Origin of the sequence: Siphonobacter curvatus, from assembly GCF_002943425.1 — a bacterium.
GTDB classification, from domain to species: Bacteria; Bacteroidota; Bacteroidia; order Cytophagales; family Spirosomataceae; genus Siphonobacter; species Siphonobacter curvatus.
Genome location: NZ_PTRA01000007.1, coordinates 36,949 through 54,000 on the forward strand (window position 1 = coordinate 36,949; position 17,052 = coordinate 54,000).

Genomic DNA, 17,052 nt, shown 5'->3' on the forward strand with positions numbered 1-17,052 from the left:
ATTTTACTGGTAACGTGAACCGACTGCTTTAGATTTCAAACGATTACATTTTAAAGTACTTCTTTAAATCCGTAAATCGTTTTTCGAACAGGTACCAGGATAAACTGGCTAGTACGAGTAAGAAAATAAAGCAAAACGTAACGTAAGTACTTTGATTACTGGTAATGAGTTGCGTAATTCTGGCTGGCGTGTACGTCAAAAACTTGGGAACAAATACACTGGGAATAAGCATGTGAAACACGTAGAGTCCGTAACTTATTTTACCAATGTAAATCAGCACTTCACTATTCAAGATCCGGCCAAATAGTCCTTTAAACTCCAGACAAGCCCCGCTAACCAAGTACATCGAAATAGCGGCAATTGAAAAACGTTTAAATACCAGTACGAACCAAGAGCCTGAATCTAGGGCCATACAGGCCGCAAACAGAACTAGACCAATGGCTAACGTCCAGTTATTCTTTTTTTGAATTGCTTCCTTCGTGTCTTTACTATTGGTGAACAAGTAGGCAAACAAGGCTCCAATTCCGAAAGCATCTAAGCAGTACACGGTTGCCAGCCCGTCCTGACCACTTCCGGATAAAGCCAACAGCACTCTTGATCCCAGCCCAATACCGATGGCTGCCAGTATGAAATAGGGCTGTCGTTTGGCCGGAGACAGCAACAACATCAGCGGCCAGAAAATGTAAAACTGTTCCTCCACGGATAAACTCCAAAAGGGCGAAAGTAAATCCGACCAGTTTCCGGTGGAGTCCAGGTAATGATTGTATAAATAGAAAAAGTAATACAGCGGATGTTTAAAAAGGTCCGTTTCAATCGTTACATGAGCAAACTTGCGTAAGGCAAAAACCCCGAATAAGATCCCATAATACAGGGGGAAAATTCGTAACGCTCGCCGCACAAAGAAGTTCTTGTACTCGGTTTTGAAACTTCGTTCATTCCGCTCTATCCGGTTTCTCGCCATCATCAAAATACGAGAAACCAAAAAACCGCTAATTACAAAAAATAGAGTAACTCCAATGGTGCCGTTCGGTAATGCATTAATCCAACTATCTTTCGAAAACCAGTGAAAAACAATTACTGATAATACTGCGTAGGCTCGTAGGGAATCTATTTGTTTGAAATACCCGGTCTTTAATTCCATTTATTGGGGTAATTATCACGAGAAGAATTAATCAGGGAGGAAGCTTCCTCCCTGATTAATTCCGCATTTTATTAATCGAGTGTGATCTCTAAAGCCAGACCACGTAATTCGTGAATCAATACGTTGAATGATTCCGGAATGTTCGGCTTGGGCAGGTTTTCACCTTTCACGATGGCTTCGTACGCTTTCGCACGGCCCTGCACGTCATCCGACTTCACGGTCAGGATTTCTTGCAGAATGTGCGAGGCTCCGAAGGCCTCGAGTGCCCATACCTCCATCTCACCAAAACGCTGACCCCCGAACTGAGCTTTACCACCCAGCGGCTGTTGCGTAATGAGCGAGTAAGGTCCAATCGAACGGGCGTGCATCTTGTCATCGACTAAGTGACCCAGCTTCAGCATGTACATCAGACCTACCGTTACGGGTTGATCGAAACGATCCCCTGATAAACCATCGTAGAGGTACGTACGGCCGAACGGAGGCAGACCTGCCGCGTTCAATTCCGTTACTACTTCTTCTTCGGTAGCACCATCGAAGATCGGCGTTGCGTATTTCTTACCCAGCTTCAAACCAGCCCAAGCCAATACGGTTTCGTAGATCTGACCGATGTTCATCCGTGAAGGTACCCCTAGTGGGTTCAGGACGATGTTAACGGGCGTACCATCTTCAAGGAACGGCATGTCTTCTTCACGTACAATCCGGGCTACTACCCCTTTGTTACCGTGACGACCAGCCATTTTATCCCCTACCTTCAGCTTACGCTTCTTGGCGATGTACACTTTCGCTAACTGTACAATACCAGCAGGTAATTCATCGCCTACTTCCAGAGCAAAACGTTCCCGTTTGAAGTGACCCGCTACTTCACTACGATTCTTGATGTAGTTTTTCACCAGGGTTACCAGCAATTCATTCAGGTGAGCGTCATCCGTCCAGCCATTCAGGTCAAGATCCGTTAGCATATTCACCTCTTCAGGAACTGCATAGTTACTTTCGTCACGGTACGGGTTCTTCTCAGGGAACAAGTATGTTTCGATGTTCGCACGCGTGAAACGAGTCGTTTTCGGCATTACTTCTTCACCGAATTTGTGTTTCACCCCTTGTGAAGCTTTACCTTCCAGCAAAGTAGCCAGCTTGTCAATCATCGTGTCCTTGATTTTATTCAGGTCACGGCTGTACTGCTTCATCAGTACTTTGAGGTCCGCTTTCGCTTTCTCGCGTACTTCTTTCTCCTTGCTTGGACGTTTGAAGAGCTTCGTATCAATAACTACCCCTTTGAGTGATGGGGGTGCTTTTTTGGAAGCATCCTTCACGTCACCAGCTTTGTCACCAAAGATGGCACGGAGCAGTTTTTCTTCCGGAGTCGGATCGGTTTCTCCTTTTGGCGTAATCTTACCGATCAGGATGTCACCTTCTTTTACTTCAGAACCGATGCGGATGATACCCGTTTCATCGAGGTTTTTCACCATGTCTTCGGATACGTTCGGAATTTCAGAAGTCAATTCTTCTTCACCCCGTTTGGTATCACGAACTTCCAGGTCAAACTCTTCGATGTGGATCGACGTAAATACGTCATCACGAACGATTTTCTCCGAGATTACAATAGCATCCTCAAAGTTGTATCCTTGCCAGGGCATGAAAGCCACCAACAGGTTACGACCGAGTGCCAGCTCACCTTGCTGCGTAGCGTAACCTTCCGTCAGGATTTGACCTTTCACTACTCGCTCGCCTTTGAATACAATCGGCTTGAGGTTGATACAGGTATCCTGGTTGGTCCGGCGGAATTTCACCAGATTGTAGGTACGCACTTCGCTGTCGAAGCTTACCAGTTTCTCTTCATCCGTCAGGTCGTAGCGAACCACTACTTTCGTAGCATCCACGAACTCGATCACCCCGTCTCCTTCTGCTGCCACCATGGCACGTGAATCTTCAGCTACACGAGCTTCCAGACCCGTACCTACGATAGGAGCTTCCGGACGCAACAGCGGTACCGCCTGACGTTGCATGTTCGATCCCATCAAAGCCCGGTTAGCATCATCGTGCTCCAGGAACGGAATCAACGAGGCAGCTACCGATACAATCTGGTTCGAAGCAATATCCATCAACTGCGTTTCGGCAGGGGCTGCCATCGGGAAGTCACCTTCGAAACGCGTTTTAATCTTGTCAACTTTGAAGTTGCCCTTGTCGTCAATCGCGGCATTAGCCTGAGCGATGTACTGGCCATCTTCTTCTTCAGCCGTCAGGAACCGTAACTCGTCCGTTACTTTTCCGTCCTTAATCACCCGATACGGCGTTTCAATGAAGCCCATGGAGTTGATTTTCGCGTGCACGCACAACGAAGAAATCAGACCAATGTTCGGACCTTCCGGAGTCTCGATGGTACACAAACGACCGTAGTGCGTATAGTGAACGTCACGAACCTCGAAACCGGCACGCTCGCGAGACAGACCACCAGGTCCCAAAGCTGACATCCGACGCTTGTGCGTGATTTCAGCCAGCGGGTTGGTCTGGTCCATGAACTGAGACAGCTGGTTGGTACCGAAGAACGAGTTGATGACCGAAGACAGCGTACGAGCGTTGATCAAGTCAACGGGTTTGAAATCTTCGTTATCACGTACGTTCATCCGCTCCTTGATGGTACGAGCCATCCGGGAGAGACCGACACCAAACTGAGCGTATAACTGCTCCCCTACGGTACGTACCCGACGGTTTGACAAGTGGTCAATATCATCGACTACCGCTTTGGAGTTGATCAGTCCGATCAGATACTTCACGATGGATACAATATCTTCGGTCGTTAGGACCTTCGTATCCATCGAGATGTCCAATTGCAGTTTCTTATTGATCCGGTACCGACCTACGTCACCTAAATCGTAACGTTTATCGGAGAAGAACAGGCTTTGGATAATATCCCGGGCCGTTTGTTCATCCGGAGCTTCCGTATTCCGCAACTGCCGATAAATCTGCTCAACGGCTTCTTTTTCGGAGTTCGCAGAATCTTTCTGCAAGGTGTTATAAATGATGTTGTAATCGGCGATGTTCATATCTTCCTTGTGCAGGATGATCGACTTCACGCCGCTTTCCAAAATCATGTCTACGTCTTCGGCCGATACCACAGAATCCCGTTCCATCAGGATTTCGTTCCGGTCGATTGACATTACCTCTCCCGTATCTTCATCCACGAAGTCTTCCTGCCAGGTACGCAAAACACGAGCGGCCAGCTTACGACCCAACGCTCTTTTCAGCGCAGCAGGCGTAGCGGGAAGTTCTTCTGATAAGCCGAAGAGGTCAAGAATTTCTTTATCAGAACCGAAACCAATCGCCCGTAACAGCGTCGTAACCGGGAATTTCTTCTTCCGGTCAATGTACGCGTACATGACGTTGTTGATATCGGTTGAGAATTCAATCCAGGATCCTTTGAAAGGAATAATCCGGGCTGAATACAGTTTAGAACCGTTCGTGTGCTTGCTCATCGAGAAGAACACACCCGGTGAACGGTGCAATTGTGATACGATAACCCGCTCCGCTCCATTGATAACAAAGGAACCACGCTCGGTCATGTAAGGAATATTTCCTAAGAAAACTTCCTGTTCAATCGTTTCGAAATCTTCGTTGTCCGGATCTTCACTCCGCAAACGCAGCTTCGCCTTCAAGGGCAATGCATACGTTAAACCCCGGTCGATACTTTCATCAACGGAGTATTTAGGAGGATCAATCGAGAAGTCAACGAATTCGAGAATGTAATTTTCCCGTGAATCAGTAATCGGGAAGTTTTCAGCAAAAACTTTGAAAAGTCCTTCGTTTTTGCGGCGATCCGCCGGAGTTTCCAATTGGAAAAACTCCTTGAAAGACTTGACCTGCAGGTCCAGAAAGTCAGGATAATCGATGACAGCCTGGATGCGGGCAAAGTTGTGTCTGGAAGTTTTGTTTGTTGCCAAGGCACTACGGTTTTAAAGTCCGAATCTGACTATTTGTTACTGAATAAAGAGCGATCGCTGCTTTATTCTCAAATAAGTACCTCGTAGTTGACAGAATTACTTCCCTTTGCGATTCCCCTACGAATGGAATCGTGTTTCAGCAGTAATTCTCGGGGGTAAGAACGCTTGGGATAAACCCTTAGATCATATCAGGCGTGTTGCCTGTATAAGATAGAACGCAATACGTACGCAGTTAGTTTCCAGCCAAAGACTTTTGTAGGTGATGAGCTTAGTACTGGCTATCAGTCAATTAGCTACGAAAGAACGGGTTGCTGAAAACTTTAACCTTTTAACGCAGGAAAGACCCAGCCAAATGACCGGGTCTATCCTGTGATAGAATGAATCTTCTATCGTAGCGTGAATTACTTCACTTCTACTTCAGCACCAGCTTCTTCCAAAGATTTCTTCAGAGCTTCAGCTTCGTCTTTGCTTACGCCTTCTTTAACGGCTTTAGGAGCACCGTCAACGAGTTCTTTCGCTTCTTTCAGGCCCAGACCGGTCAGGTCTTTCACCACTTTCACCACTTGAAGTTTACCAGCACCAGCTGACTTCAGGATTACGTCGAAAGAAGTTTTTTCTTCAGCTGCAGGAGCAGCGTCTCCACCAGCAGCACCACCAGCTACCATTACGGGAGCAGCAGCAGCAGGCTCGATGCCATACTCATCCTTCAGGATTTGTGCCAGTTCGTTAACTTCTTTAACCGTCAGGTTTACAAGCTGCTCAGCGAATGCTTTTAAATCTGCCATTTTATTATGCTTTAAATTTTTTCGAAATGATTAAAAACAGAGTGATATATATTCAGGCTTGGAAGCCAAATCAATGTTCAGGGCCAGCTTCGGAAATGGATTCTTCAGCCGACTTACTGAATTACTCAGGACGCTCAGAAAGCGTTTTGAGGATACCAGCCAGTTTGTTGCCGCCACTCTGCAGACCGCTGATAACGTTCTTGGCAGGTGATTGTAACAGACCGATGATTTCGCCAACGAGTTCTTGTTTCGATTTCAGAGAAATCAGGGTTTCGAGTTGGTCTTCACCAGCAAATACGCTGTAATCAACCGAAGCACCTTTGAACTTAAGTTTGTTGGCTTTACCAGATTCCTTAATGAAATCCTTGATCAGTTTCGCAGGTACTTTGCCTGATTCCGTGTGGAACATAATTCCGCTGAAACCTTTCAGTACGCCTTCGTTAAAGGCCGAATAGTCCGTATCTAATTGCTCAAGAGCTTTTGCAATCAGTGTGTTTTTTACTACCCGGTACTCAACGCCAGCCTGGAAACATTTCCGACGAAGGTCGTTTGTCTGCGCTACAGACATGCCAGCCGCGTCGGTGATATAGAAGTAAGGAGTAGACTTGAACTTTTCAGCCAGCTCCTCAATGATCGCACCTTTTTCTTCTCTCGTCATGACTTACAGACCGTTTACAGTGTTTTTATCGATTTCTACACTCGGGCTCATGGTACTAGACAGGAAGATGCTCTTCACATAGGTACCTTTGGCCGAAGAAGGCTTCAGTTTAACCAGGGTATTGATTACTTCCTGGGCATTCTCAGCCAACTTATTCGCATCAAAAGATACTTTACCAATCGAAGTATGGATGATACCTGTTTTATCTACTTTGAAGTCGATTTTACCGGCTTTCACCTCGCGAACGGCGTTACCTACTTCCAGCGTAACGGTACCAGATTTAGGGTTAGGCATCAAACCACGGGGACCGAGGATTTTACCTAAACGACCGATTTTAGCCATTACCGTAGGCATCGTGATGATTACATCGATGTCCGTCCAACCACCCATGATCTTTTCGATATACTCGTCCAGACCTACGTAGTCAGCACCGGCAGCCTTCGCTTCTTCCACTTTGTCGGGAGTACAAAGAACCAGTACCCGAACGTCTTTACCCGTTCCGTGGGGAAGGGCAACTACGCCACGTACCATTTGATCCGCTTTACGGGGATCTACACCTAAACGAACATCAATGTCAATTGAAGCATCGAATTTGGTGTAAGAAATCTCTTTCAAAATCGCCGCAGCTTTCTCCAGTTCATATGCCTGAGCCTGGTCGAATTTTGAACGAGCTTCTTTTTGCTTTTTAGTTAACTTTGCCATGTTTATGGACTATTTTGGGGTGGTGACGAGCTTTCCTACAAGTAGGTCTGCTCTCCCCCGTTGGGAAAATTATTCTTGCCAGGGGGCAGTACCTGAAACCGTGATCCCCATACTGCGAGCCGTTCCAGCAACCATTTTCATAGCAGCTTCGATCGTAAAGCAGTTCAAATCGGGCATTTTCGTTTCAGCAATCGTTTTCACCTGATCCCAGCTTACTGAGCCCACTTTCTTCAAGTTAGGCTGAGCAGAACCCAGTTTCACTTTAGAAGCTTCGAGCAGCAGGTTAGCAGCAGGAGGCGTTTTGATTACGAAATCAAACGACTTATCTGAATAGTAGGTAATCAGTACAGGCAATACCTGACCCATTTTATCTTGGGTACGAGCATTGAACTGCTTGCAGAATTCCATGATGTTCAGACCTTTGGAACCCAGTGCCGGCCCAATTGGGGGCGATGGGTTAGCCTGTCCACCTTTCACTTGCAATTTGACGTATCCGGTGATTTGCTTAGCCATTGTTTGGATAAAATTTTGGGCTGTATCCAGCCCACGTTGCATCTATCGAAAGAAGCAGAAACGAAACTTGGGCAACTCTTTGGAAGCTTGAACTGCCATCTACCCCGGTGGCTCACAACACCCTGGGATAAGCTATGTGTTCGTCTTAGCTTTCTTTTTCTACTTGAGCGTAACTTAACTCGACGGGGGTATTACGGCCGAAGATTTTAACCGTTACGTGAAGTTTCTTCTTATCGTCGAAGATCTCTTCAATGGTTCCTGTAAAGCCGCTGAAAGGACCATCCATTACTTTAACCGATTCGCCTTTCAGGAAGGAGACCGATGAAGCAGAAGTCTCTTCGACGACCTCATCCACCTGGCCTAGCATTCGCTTTACTTCAGAAGCTCGCAGGGGAACAGGAATTTTGGAATTCTTGTCTTTATCATTACTACCCAGAAACCCAATTACACCGGGCATACTGGTAATCAAGTGCATTACTTCTCCGTTGGACAAGTCCGCTGAAATCATGATATAACCGGGGAAAAATGCTTTTTCACGGATGCGTTTTTTGCCATTCCGCATTTCCACAATTTTCTCCGACGGAATCAGAATTTGCGGTACAGAGTCTTGTAATTCTTGTCTGGCTACTTCATTCTCCAGATAAGACTTTACTTTTTTCTCCTGACCGGAAACGGCCCGCAAAACATACCAATTCACGTTACTCATATTCTTCTCAGTTTTCAGTTTCCAATTCTCAGTTTTCAGTAAACGCTGCTTGGATGTACCAACTGTAAACTGACCACTGCCAACTGTAAACGCGTTACTTACTTGGAGAGGCTATAGAAAAGATCCAGCAAATTCTGGAAACCGGCATCCATCAGTCCTACTACGATCGCGAAGATCAATGAAGCAATCAGTACTAACCAGGAGCTTGATTGGAGATCTTTGAACGGAGGCCAGGTGATATGCTGCGTCACTTCGTCCCAGGAAGCTTTAAACAAAGACGTTACCTTTTCCATGTGTTTAGTTTAAAGTTTTCAGGTTTAAAGTTTAAAGTCTGACGAAAAGTGTTTCATCAAGGGGTACTTTAAACTTTAAACCTGAAACTTAGTTGCACGGGCACCAGGATTCGAACCCAGACCGAAGGTTTTGGAGACCTCTGTACTACCCTTATACTATGCCCGTGTGTGCATGTACTCTTATTTTGGGACTGCAAAAATAGAGTTTTGTTTTGAGTTCGTCAACTATCTGGGCAATTATTTTCCAGTAAACTGAAAACTTTTTCTCTATAAATAAAGAAAGCGTCCCGAAACGAGACGCTTTCTTTACGAGTATACTAAAATTACAGGATTTCAGTAACCTGACCAGCACCTACGGTACGGCCACCTTCGCGAATTGCGAAACGCAGACCTTTATCCATAGCAATGGGGTTAATCAGGGTTACGTCAATCGTGATGTTATCACCAGGCATAACCATTTCTACGTTCTCAGGTAACATGATCTCGCCCGTTACGTCCGTGGTACGGAAGTAGAACTGAGGACGGTATTTGTTAAAGAACGGCGTGTGACGACCACCTTCTTCTTTAGAGAGGATATACACCTCAGCTTTGAAGTGGTTGTGAGGCTTCACTGAACCAGGCTTACAGATAACCATACCACGACGGATATCGGTTTTCTCAACACCACGGAGCAAAAGACCTACGTTGTCACCAGCTTCTCCACGGTCAAGGATTTTGCGGAACATTTCCACACCCGTTACCGTAGATTTCAGGTTTTCTGCACCCATACCCAGGATCTCAACAGGATCACCAGAGTTGATTACACCCGTTTCGATACGACCGGTAGCTACCGTTCCACGACCCGTGATTGAGAATACGTCCTCAACCGGCATCAAGAAAGGCTTGTCCGTTTCACGAGCAGGCGTTGGGATCCAGCTATCTACAGCGTCCATCAGTTGTTCGATGGTAGCAACCCATTTGGGTTCGCCATTCAAACCACCCAGAGCAGAACCTTGGATTACAGGAATGTTATCACCGTCGAATTGGTAGAAGCTCAACAGATCACGGATTTCCATTTCAACGAGTTCCAACAATTCTGGATCGTCTACCATGTCAACCTTGTTCATGAATACTACCAGCTGGGGTACACCAACCTGACGAGCGAGCAGGATGTGCTCACGAGTCTGGGGCATCGGACCATCCGTAGCAGCTACTACGATGATAGCACCGTCCATTTGAGCAGCACCCGTTACCATGTTCTTCACATAATCCGCGTGACCAGGGCAGTCAACGTGAGCATAGTGACGATTTTCAGTTTGGTATTCTACGTGTGCCGTATTGATCGTGATACCACGTTCACGTTCTTCAGGAGCGTTGTCAATTTGGGAGAAGTCTCTCTTCTCGGCCAGACCTTTCTCAGAAAGAACTTTAGTGATCGCAGCAGTCAAAGTCGTCTTACCGTGGTCAACGTGACCAATTGTACCAATGTTGACGTGCGGTTTCGAGCGGTCAAAAGTCTCCTTTGCCATTTTTTAAGAGAATTATCGGTTTCGCGATTGGGTTTAATATTGATGAAAGTGTACTTGCGAAATGAGTCACTTGCACCTTTCCTTACGAAAAAAGTCCCTCTCTATGCGGAGAGGGATTTCGCAATGCCTGATCTTTCAACCTAAACTACGGAAAGAAAGTTTCAGAGCCTTTGAGGGGATTTGAACCCCTGACCTCTTCCTTACCAAGGAAGTGCTCTACCCCTGAGCTACAAAGGCAATAATCTTTACTTACGTTTGAGATCTACTGTGTAAGTAGCAAATCTCCGTTGTAATGGGTAAATCTTACGAGCGTAACTGAAACTTTACACAAAAATTCTTCCCGAATGGAAAGAATTTTAAAAACTAAACGCTCAAATGTTTGAGCGGGCGACGAGGCTCGAACCCGCGACCTGCAGCTTGGAAGGCTGCCGCTCTACCAACTGAGCTACGCCCGCATACGACTAAACTAAAATAAGAACCCGACCCAACGGGTTCTTATCAATTGTGGGGCGAGATGGATTCGAACCACCGTAAGCATACGCTAGCAGATTTACAGTCTGCCCCATTTGGCCACTCTGGTATCGCCCCAAATGGTAATTCTTTAATCTTGTATCAGAGAACTTTTTCCCGTTACCTTCCGGTTTGGAGTTGCAAAAGTACAGTGATCTTTCGCCCATGTCAATACCCTACTTAAAAAAAATTCTTGTCGGTTTCCTTTTCTACTCCCCCATTAGTCGCTAATGCTTTCATTGTCAAACCTTTCAGCTTTTATGCTTTGTTGAAAAAAATTTCTGTTTTATAAAAAAGGAGTAGCCGATTCCTCCGCTACTCCTTTTTAACTCTTCCGTTAAGCCTAGTTCAGGCGAACGCCGAAACTAACGGCTTGTACTTTGGGACCACGAGCTTCCTGATATAGTTCATTCAGATCATATTGAAAAAACAGATCAACAGAGTTACGGAAACCAATTTCCGCCATCAGGCCGTACCGGAAATCATTCAGCCAGTAACCAGCGTGATTATGATCCTTCTTATTATTCTGCGTCTTGGTTTTCGTGTAACTATCCAGTCGGTAGCCCACGTATCCTCCAGCCCCAATGTGCGAAATCACGCCTTTTCGTATAGCAATGGTTGGCATAACGGGCACGGTCACGTAACATACCGTCAACTTGCTCTTTTTCAATGGTTCCGTAGCTTCGGTGAACTCAATGCGTTCCGCTCCTTTTCGAGCTACGTTGTTACCTTCAAACATGAAATTATACCAAGTGAATTCAAACCCTAATCGCATGCGTAAGGCAACGTCCTCTCCCCTAATCAGCGTAGGATTTCGGTAAAATCCGAGCGAGAAAAACCGCGATCCCAGGGGCCGTAAATCGTAGTCCTGAGCATTGTAGTTGAGGTCTTCTTTTTTACCGTACGCGTTTAATCCAAAGGATATTACGAAATTATCCTGATCGTTCTGCCACCACGGACGCGTACGTTTTACGCGTTTGATCTGATAAGTCGTATCTCCGTTGGCTTCAATGGTAATCTGGCGGTCTTGAATAGTAATGGTACCGCGGCCTCTCTTGCGGTATTTGTCCCCATCAACTTCGCCTAAAATTACTCGCGTTGTACCCTCTTGAGAAGTAGAGTCAATCTTTCCCCCTACATCCTTCAGTAATCGATTTACATCGTAGTTAAGGAGCTTTTTCAACTCCTCTTTATTTTCTCCGTAGATGATAATGCGGGACTTGTCTCCCATCACCACAATAATCGAATCCCGAACAATATCACTGGCTGAAGCCATGCCCAGCGTTCCTAGAAAGGCCAGCAAAACGGTAACGATGCGTTTCATAAGATATTTCTAACGATTTAACTTCCAGATGTCCGATCAGTATGAAAGGTTGCTTAATTCTTTTTAAAAAGATTGTCTTCGGTTCGGGCCATAATCGTTTTTCCGTCTAGACCCACTTCTTTCCATTCGCCTTCCTGAATGTGCTTAATGCCTTTAGCCAGGCGAGAGAAGAACTTACCCTTCGAACGTTTACCGAGGGCTTCGTCTCGGGCTACACCCGAGGCCGCTTCGTCGGTTTCCGTTACTTTGACTATAAACACTTTTTGCTCAGCTACTTCCTGGGTTTTCGTAGCCGCCTGAGCGACCATTTCTACCGGTGCACTGGGGGCGACGGATACGGAAGGTTTGGTATCTAATGTTTGCGGTGTAGGGCTCGTCACGGGTGTGGCAGCTACCAGCTGTTCTTGGGCCGGTATGGCCTGCGGCCTTGGCTCTAGGGCTTTCGCTCGCGGTTCTTTCTTTTTTGTGGCAGCCAGCTCTACCTGCGGTGCCCTTTCAGGAGTTATTTCAACGGGATTGGGAGTAACTACAGGTTCTGCTTCTTGCGGAGGAGTAGTGATAGGCCTTACTACTTGAGGCTTTTCTACTGCTAACTCTGGCCCCATAGCTGTCGTAGCGGGTTGAATCATCCACCAACCCGCTAGTAGCAGTACGGCTACGGAAGCTGCTGCCGAGTACTTAGCCCACAAAGGCAATCCTTTCCGCTGCGTATGGCTATTATTCAGCCGTGACTCCAGCTTATTCCAGGCCTCAGATCGGGGGGCTTGCTCGTGGTCCTTTAATTTTCGGGCGAACAAGTGGTCAATCGGATGATTTTCTTTCGGTTCTTTCATACGATTAATAATTTATTGACAACCGGGCATCGGTTTCGGTAATGAGCCGTTGTAACAACGCTCTAGCCCGGTGTAATTGCGATTTGGACGTACTCTCGGTTATTTGCAAGGTACGAGCAATTTCTTCATGGCTGTACCCATCAATGGCGTATAAGTTAAATACCGTTCGGTATCCCGTAGGCAGCTGATCAATCAGTTTAAGCAGGTCCGCTACTTCCAGAGACGTCTCAGGAAGCTGCGGATCGGGTTCATACAGGATTTCATCATAACTCGTTTGCCAGCCCAGCTGTTTTTTCGAACGCAATGCCATCAAACATTCATTGACTACAATTCGACGAATCCAACCTTCAAAACTTCCTTCCAGCTTAAATTGACTGATGCGTTCAAACACTTTCACAAACCCTTCCACCATGCATTCTTCCGCTTCATACTCATCTTTGAAATATCTTCGGCAAACGGCTAGCATCCGGGCCGAGTACTTTTCGTACACCCGTCGCTGCGCTTTAGGGTCAGCCTTCTGACAGGCCTTTACCAGTTGCTCTTCCGTTTGAAATAAAGATAAAATTTTCACAAGACGGGATAAGGGTAGTTTTACTGTTTAGTAGATGCAGAGCCCTTTGCAAAGGTTGCAAGCCCTTTTAAAATTTATTGTAAGAAGGTGAAAAAATAAAAACCTCCTAGTCAAAAACTAGGAGGCTACTTATCGGCAATAAATCAATCACTACAACTTAACTACTACTGACTAATCCCTTTCATGCGTTGCCAGAGTGCCATTTTCTGAGCGTATTCCTTTCGGCTACTACGGTACCAGAAGTAAGCAATCAAAGCCACAATCAAATAAGGCATTACTAATAAATACAAGATCCCGGTATTCAAACCTGAACCATTTAGGTAATGACCGTCACTATACGTACTTTCTACAGAAGCCCGGCACATGGCACATTGGGCGAAGGTAAGGGTACAAGAAAGTAGTACCAGTACTCCAGAAGCCAGCAAACGTTTCATTCGTCTCGAAAACTTTATTGGTAATACGGACTAATCATCAAATAAGCAATCACGCCCGTTACAGATACGTACAGCCATACGGGATACGTCACTTTCACAATTCGCTTGTGCCGGGGAATCTGATTACTCCACGCATAATACACCGCCAGCAGCACAAAAGGTACCACCACAATGGATAATACAATATGGCTAACTAGAATGACATAATAAAAAGTTCGCACGCCCACCCCTACTCCACCAAAAGCAGTAGATTCATTGGTGAGATGGTATAAAACGTACGAGACCAGAAATAACGAACCCAGCACGAAAGCCGTTTGCATGGCGCGGCGGTGAGCTGCGACATTGCCCCGTTTAATCATGATATAACCGATGATCAACAGCACAGCCGTAGCCGTATTGATTAAGGCGTTTAAATGCGGCAGGAGTTTGGTCCATTCGCCCATCTGTACCTTCGGCACACGCGGATTAAGTAGCACCGCTACGGCCAGGGGAATAACCACCGATAAAATGCGAATGAGTCGCAGGTAGCTCTTTTGCTTTTCCTGCGGTATGGTTAATGGACTCATTTGGATTCTCGTTTTTTATAAATATCCAGCAGTACTCTAACTTCAAGAATTAAGCGATCAATTTCTTCCTTATCCTCACCATCGTAATAGCCCCGTATGACGCCTTCTTTGTCCACTAGTACTAGTTTGCTATCATGCGTAAAAGCGTCCGCCGTTTGGGCATGATCATCCTGTACCGCTAGTTTATAGCCTTTGATAGCCAACTGATAAATTTGAGCTTTATCACCCGTTAGAAAAACCCATTTCCCTGGTTCAGCGTCGTAGCGTTTTCCGTACGCACGAAGCACCGAGGGCGTATCATGCGTAGGATCAATGGAATGAGAAACGATCAATACATCTGGATTATTGAGGAATATATCCTGAATCCGGTTCAATTGCGTAGACATCTTCGGACAAATCGTTGGACAACGACTAAAGAAGAAATCGGCTACGACAATTTTTCCTTTCAGTAAATCACCAGTGACCCAGGTACTATCCTGATTCAGTAAATTGAATGCTGGAATCGTATGATAAAGCGTATCCTGTTCAGGTTCCCACCAGGCTCGATTCGGGCCATTTTTTTTGATGATTACCTGATTCGTTAAGGTATCCCGTAGTGGAAAATACCGGGGTAGCGAATAATGATTGACGCCACCGAAACGAATCCACAAAAAGAATAAAACCGGAATCACTAACATCAAGATTAGGATTCCGGCTTTTTTAATATTCCACATAGCTATTGCTCCTCATGAAGCGAATGTACGCTTCTGATTCGTTCTAGACCGAACGCTTAGTAAGAAGAGATGAAACCACCTTCCATCAGCAGAGCCAGTACTAACCACGCGATGAAAACGAGCGGAACAATAATGGTCCAGAATAAACTCTTGGTTTCACCCGACAAGTGCATGAATTCACCCATGATGTATGCTGCCTTTACAATGGTCATACCCACGAAGATGGATACTTTCAGCAAGTGCATATGGTGAGGTAACGAAAACGCTACGACGAATTCCAGAACAGTAATGATCAATAGAATCCAGAAGGTACGCCAAATCTTCTTGGTTTGCGGTTTGGCTACCATCTTACCGTTCTTCTCTACATATTCAGTGTATTCCGATGCCATATTTCTTTTCGATTATACCAGGTAAAAAAATGTAAATACAAAGACCCAGACCAGATCCACAAAGTGCCAGTACAGACCGACTTTTTCAACCATCTCGTAGTGTCCGCGACGTTCGTAAAGACCCATACAAACGTTAAAGAAAACGATAATGTTTAGAATAACGCCGGACGTTACGTGCGTACCATGGAAACCCGTAATAAAGAAGAAGAAATCAGCAAAGGGCTGCGGACCGTACTGGTTCACGTGCAGGTTCGCTCCGAATACTTCTTTCGTTACCTGTACGCCGTTAATGACATCCGTTAAAATGGTCGGCTTATCCGTACCCGTGATGAAGTGACCCCATTCCCAAGCTTGTGAGCCCAAGAAAGTGATACCACCCAGGATCGTCCACAACATCCATTTTTCAACATCAGCTTTATCTTTCCGGTGACCAGCTTCCACTGCTAATACCATCGTTACTGAACTGAAGATCAAAATGAAGGTCATTAAGCCTACGAAAACCAGGGGTAACTGATAACCGTGGAAAAAAGGAACCGCTTCAAATACGCGTTCTGGAATCGGCCAGTACTGATTCGAAAAAACGAAATTTTCCACATCCCCGTCGTATGCTGGGTGGGCGTAACGCACCAGTCCATATGCAATTAACAGGCCAGAGAAAGAAAAGGCATCTGATAAGAGGAACAACCACATCATCAGTTTACCATAGCTGGCTTTCATCGGTTCGGCACCGCCCAGCCATAGTTGTTTCGGTTCAGCAGCAGCGTGTGTTGCCATGTACGCTAATTCAGTTTACAGTTAATAATTTCGTTTTTCGCTCCGTTGAGAGGCGTAATATCGTGGCTTTTTTACTAGCGGAAATTCAGCAAAAAGATGAAAAGGTACAGCCATAAAGCATCTAAAAAGTGCCAATACATCGCTGCCATTTCAATACGGTCTCTTTTCTTGGCGTGGATTTGCATTCGCCAGGCTGCCACAAAAGCAAAGATTAAAACAATCAGACCACTAATGATGTGCAGGCCGTGAATGAAAATCAATACGTCAAAAAAAGAAACGGCTGGATTGCCAACCAGGAATAATTTCTGATGAACTAACTCGTAGAAACCTTCTACTTGCAGATACAGAAACACCAAGCCGAGTGCAAAAGTAATCGAAATCGCTGTTTTGAGTTGGCCAAATTGGTCTTTTTTTGCAGCTCGTACCGATAAATGCATAAAAAGACTGCTGACCAGCAGAACGCCAGTACTATACCAGAAAATCATTGGTATTTCAAACTCAAGCCAGTTGCCTTCTGCCCGACGTACCAAATACGCACTCGTCCAGCCCGCAAAGGACATGGTGATGGCGGCTATGGTCAGCCAGAGCATGAATTTTTTAGGATGGAACGAAAAGGTGGGTTTGGCTTCTTCCATCAAACTTGGAGCAGATGTTATTTCAGTATTCATGACGATGTAAATGCTGCGATTACGTTAAA

18 protein-coding genes and 4 tRNA genes are annotated in these 17,052 nt (G+C 45.7%); all 22 read right to left on the reverse strand.

The annotated features are described in order from the left end of the window. Nucleotides 1-43: 43 nt before the first annotated feature. The gene (locus C5O19_RS22960) at nucleotides 44-1,141 is read right to left on the reverse strand and encodes an acyltransferase family protein (RefSeq protein ID WP_104715735.1); all 1,098 of its coding nucleotides are present in this window, start codon (nucleotides 1,139-1,141) and stop codon (nucleotides 44-46) included. 71 nt (nucleotides 1,142-1,212) lie between these two features. Beyond that, on the reverse strand, nucleotides 1,213-5,076 hold the full coding sequence (rpoB, locus tag C5O19_RS22965) for a DNA-directed RNA polymerase subunit beta (protein WP_094815095.1): 3,864 nt from the start codon (nucleotides 5,074-5,076) through the stop codon (nucleotides 1,213-1,215). A gap of 401 nt (nucleotides 5,077-5,477) precedes the next feature. After that, nucleotides 5,478-5,861 (reverse strand): 50S ribosomal protein L7/L12, encoded by a 384-nt coding sequence (gene rplL, locus C5O19_RS22970; protein ID WP_094815097.1) that lies wholly within the window; start codon nucleotides 5,859-5,861, stop codon nucleotides 5,478-5,480. A 121-nt stretch (nucleotides 5,862-5,982) separates the two neighbouring features. Beyond that, a complete protein-coding gene (gene rplJ, locus C5O19_RS22975) occupies nucleotides 5,983-6,519 on the reverse strand; it encodes a 50S ribosomal protein L10 (RefSeq protein WP_094815099.1) in 537 nt (178 codons plus the stop codon). Between the two features lie 3 nt (nucleotides 6,520-6,522). Continuing rightward, nucleotides 6,523-7,221 carry a 50S ribosomal protein L1 gene (gene rplA / locus C5O19_RS22980; protein WP_094815101.1) on the reverse strand — a complete coding sequence of 233 codons (699 nt, stop codon included), beginning with the start codon at nucleotides 7,219-7,221 and terminating at the stop codon, nucleotides 6,523-6,525. Between the two features lie 69 nt (nucleotides 7,222-7,290). Beyond that, on the reverse strand, nucleotides 7,291-7,734 hold the full coding sequence (rplK, locus tag C5O19_RS22985) for a 50S ribosomal protein L11 (protein ID WP_094815103.1): 444 nt from the start codon (nucleotides 7,732-7,734) through the stop codon (nucleotides 7,291-7,293). A 145-nt stretch (nucleotides 7,735-7,879) separates the two neighbouring features. Continuing rightward, a complete protein-coding gene (gene nusG, locus C5O19_RS22990; protein ID WP_094815105.1) occupies nucleotides 7,880-8,440 on the reverse strand; it encodes a transcription termination/antitermination protein NusG in 561 nt (186 codons plus the stop codon). 98 nt (nucleotides 8,441-8,538) lie between these two features. Then, nucleotides 8,539-8,733, reverse strand: a complete 195-nt coding sequence (secE, locus tag C5O19_RS22995; protein WP_094815107.1) for a preprotein translocase subunit SecE — start codon at nucleotides 8,731-8,733, stop codon at nucleotides 8,539-8,541. Between the two features lie 95 nt (nucleotides 8,734-8,828). Continuing rightward, nucleotides 8,829-8,899 (reverse strand) — tRNA-Trp (locus C5O19_RS23000). A gap of 157 nt (nucleotides 8,900-9,056) precedes the next feature. Beyond that, nucleotides 9,057-10,241 (reverse strand): elongation factor Tu, encoded by a 1,185-nt coding sequence (tuf, locus tag C5O19_RS23005; protein WP_104715736.1) that lies wholly within the window; start codon nucleotides 10,239-10,241, stop codon nucleotides 9,057-9,059. A gap of 165 nt (nucleotides 10,242-10,406) precedes the next feature. After that, nucleotides 10,407-10,478: transfer RNA gene (locus tag C5O19_RS23010), tRNA-Thr, on the reverse strand. A gap of 145 nt (nucleotides 10,479-10,623) precedes the next feature. Continuing rightward, nucleotides 10,624-10,696 (reverse strand) — tRNA-Gly (locus C5O19_RS23015). A 50-nt stretch (nucleotides 10,697-10,746) separates the two neighbouring features. Further along, nucleotides 10,747-10,829, reverse strand: a tRNA-Tyr gene (locus C5O19_RS23020). Between the two features lie 265 nt (nucleotides 10,830-11,094). Beyond that, a complete protein-coding gene (locus C5O19_RS23025; protein WP_104715737.1) occupies nucleotides 11,095-12,075 on the reverse strand; it encodes an outer membrane beta-barrel protein in 981 nt (326 codons plus the stop codon). A 53-nt stretch (nucleotides 12,076-12,128) separates the two neighbouring features. Then, nucleotides 12,129-12,908 carry a hypothetical protein gene (locus C5O19_RS23030; RefSeq protein ID WP_104715738.1) on the reverse strand — a complete coding sequence of 260 codons (780 nt, stop codon included), beginning with the start codon at nucleotides 12,906-12,908 and terminating at the stop codon, nucleotides 12,129-12,131. A 4-nt stretch (nucleotides 12,909-12,912) separates the two neighbouring features. Continuing rightward, nucleotides 12,913-13,479, reverse strand: coding sequence for an RNA polymerase sigma factor (locus C5O19_RS23035; protein WP_104715739.1), 567 nt, complete (start codon nucleotides 13,477-13,479; stop codon nucleotides 12,913-12,915). A 164-nt stretch (nucleotides 13,480-13,643) separates the two neighbouring features. After that, nucleotides 13,644-13,913 (reverse strand): hypothetical protein, encoded by a 270-nt coding sequence (locus C5O19_RS23040; protein WP_104715740.1) that lies wholly within the window; start codon nucleotides 13,911-13,913, stop codon nucleotides 13,644-13,646. A 14-nt stretch (nucleotides 13,914-13,927) separates the two neighbouring features. Continuing rightward, complete coding sequence (locus C5O19_RS23045; protein ID WP_104715741.1) at nucleotides 13,928-14,479, reverse strand: DUF420 domain-containing protein; 552 nt, start codon at nucleotides 14,477-14,479, stop codon at nucleotides 13,928-13,930. After that, complete coding sequence (locus C5O19_RS23050) at nucleotides 14,476-15,192, reverse strand: SCO family protein (protein WP_104715742.1); 717 nt, start codon at nucleotides 15,190-15,192, stop codon at nucleotides 14,476-14,478. Before C5O19_RS23050 ends, C5O19_RS23045 begins: the two co-directional genes overlap by 4 nt. Before the next feature lie 56 nt (nucleotides 15,193-15,248). Next, complete coding sequence (locus C5O19_RS23055) at nucleotides 15,249-15,581, reverse strand: cytochrome C oxidase subunit IV family protein (protein WP_104715743.1); 333 nt, start codon at nucleotides 15,579-15,581, stop codon at nucleotides 15,249-15,251. A gap of 12 nt (nucleotides 15,582-15,593) precedes the next feature. Further along, entirely contained in the window at nucleotides 15,594-16,355 is a 762-nt protein-coding gene (locus C5O19_RS23060) for a cytochrome c oxidase subunit 3 (RefSeq protein WP_165796109.1), read from the reverse strand. Nucleotides 16,356-16,429: 74 nt separating this feature from the next. Then, complete coding sequence (locus tag C5O19_RS23065) at nucleotides 16,430-17,023, reverse strand: cytochrome c oxidase subunit 3 (protein WP_104715744.1); 594 nt, start codon at nucleotides 17,021-17,023, stop codon at nucleotides 16,430-16,432. Nucleotides 17,024-17,052: the final 29 nt, after the last annotated feature.

Excerpts from the sequence above, each read along its gene's own strand:
- C5O19_RS23025 (WP_104715737.1), bottom strand. The coding sequence starts at position 12,075 with ATGAAACGCATCGTTACCGTTTTGCTGGCCTTTCTAGGAACGCTGGGC.
- C5O19_RS23065 (WP_104715744.1), bottom strand. The coding sequence starts at position 17,023 with ATGAATACTGAAATAACATCTGCTCCAAGTTTGATGGAAGAAGCCAAA.
- C5O19_RS23050 (WP_104715742.1), bottom strand. The coding sequence starts at position 15,192 with ATGTGGAATATTAAAAAAGCCGGAATCCTAATCTTGATGTTAGTGATT.
- rplA (WP_094815101.1), bottom strand. The coding sequence starts at position 7,221 with ATGGCAAAGTTAACTAAAAAGCAAAAAGAAGCTCGTTCAAAATTCGAC.
- C5O19_RS23040 (WP_104715740.1), bottom strand. The coding sequence starts at position 13,913 with ATGAAACGTTTGCTGGCTTCTGGAGTACTGGTACTACTTTCTTGTACC.
- nusG (WP_094815105.1), bottom strand. The coding sequence starts at position 8,440 with ATGAGTAACGTGAATTGGTATGTTTTGCGGGCCGTTTCCGGTCAGGAG.
- tuf (WP_104715736.1), bottom strand. The coding sequence starts at position 10,241 with ATGGCAAAGGAGACTTTTGACCGCTCGAAACCGCACGTCAACATTGGT.
- C5O19_RS23055 (WP_104715743.1), bottom strand. The coding sequence starts at position 15,581 with ATGGCATCGGAATACACTGAATATGTAGAGAAGAACGGTAAGATGGTA.
- rplL (WP_094815097.1), bottom strand. The coding sequence starts at position 5,861 with ATGGCAGATTTAAAAGCATTCGCTGAGCAGCTTGTAAACCTGACGGTT.
- rplJ (WP_094815099.1), bottom strand. The coding sequence starts at position 6,519 with ATGACGAGAGAAGAAAAAGGTGCGATCATTGAGGAGCTGGCTGAAAAG.
- C5O19_RS23030 (WP_104715738.1), bottom strand. The coding sequence starts at position 12,908 with ATGAAAGAACCGAAAGAAAATCATCCGATTGACCACTTGTTCGCCCGA.
- C5O19_RS23045 (WP_104715741.1), bottom strand. The coding sequence starts at position 14,479 with ATGAGTCCATTAACCATACCGCAGGAAAAGCAAAAGAGCTACCTGCGA.
- C5O19_RS22960 (WP_104715735.1), bottom strand. The coding sequence starts at position 1,141 with ATGGAATTAAAGACCGGGTATTTCAAACAAATAGATTCCCTACGAGCC.
- rplK (WP_094815103.1), bottom strand. The coding sequence starts at position 7,734 with ATGGCTAAGCAAATCACCGGATACGTCAAATTGCAAGTGAAAGGTGGA.
- secE (WP_094815107.1), bottom strand. The coding sequence starts at position 8,733 with ATGGAAAAGGTAACGTCTTTGTTTAAAGCTTCCTGGGACGAAGTGACG.
- C5O19_RS23060 (WP_165796109.1), bottom strand. The coding sequence starts at position 16,355 with ATGGCAACACACGCTGCTGCTGAACCGAAACAACTATGGCTGGGCGGT.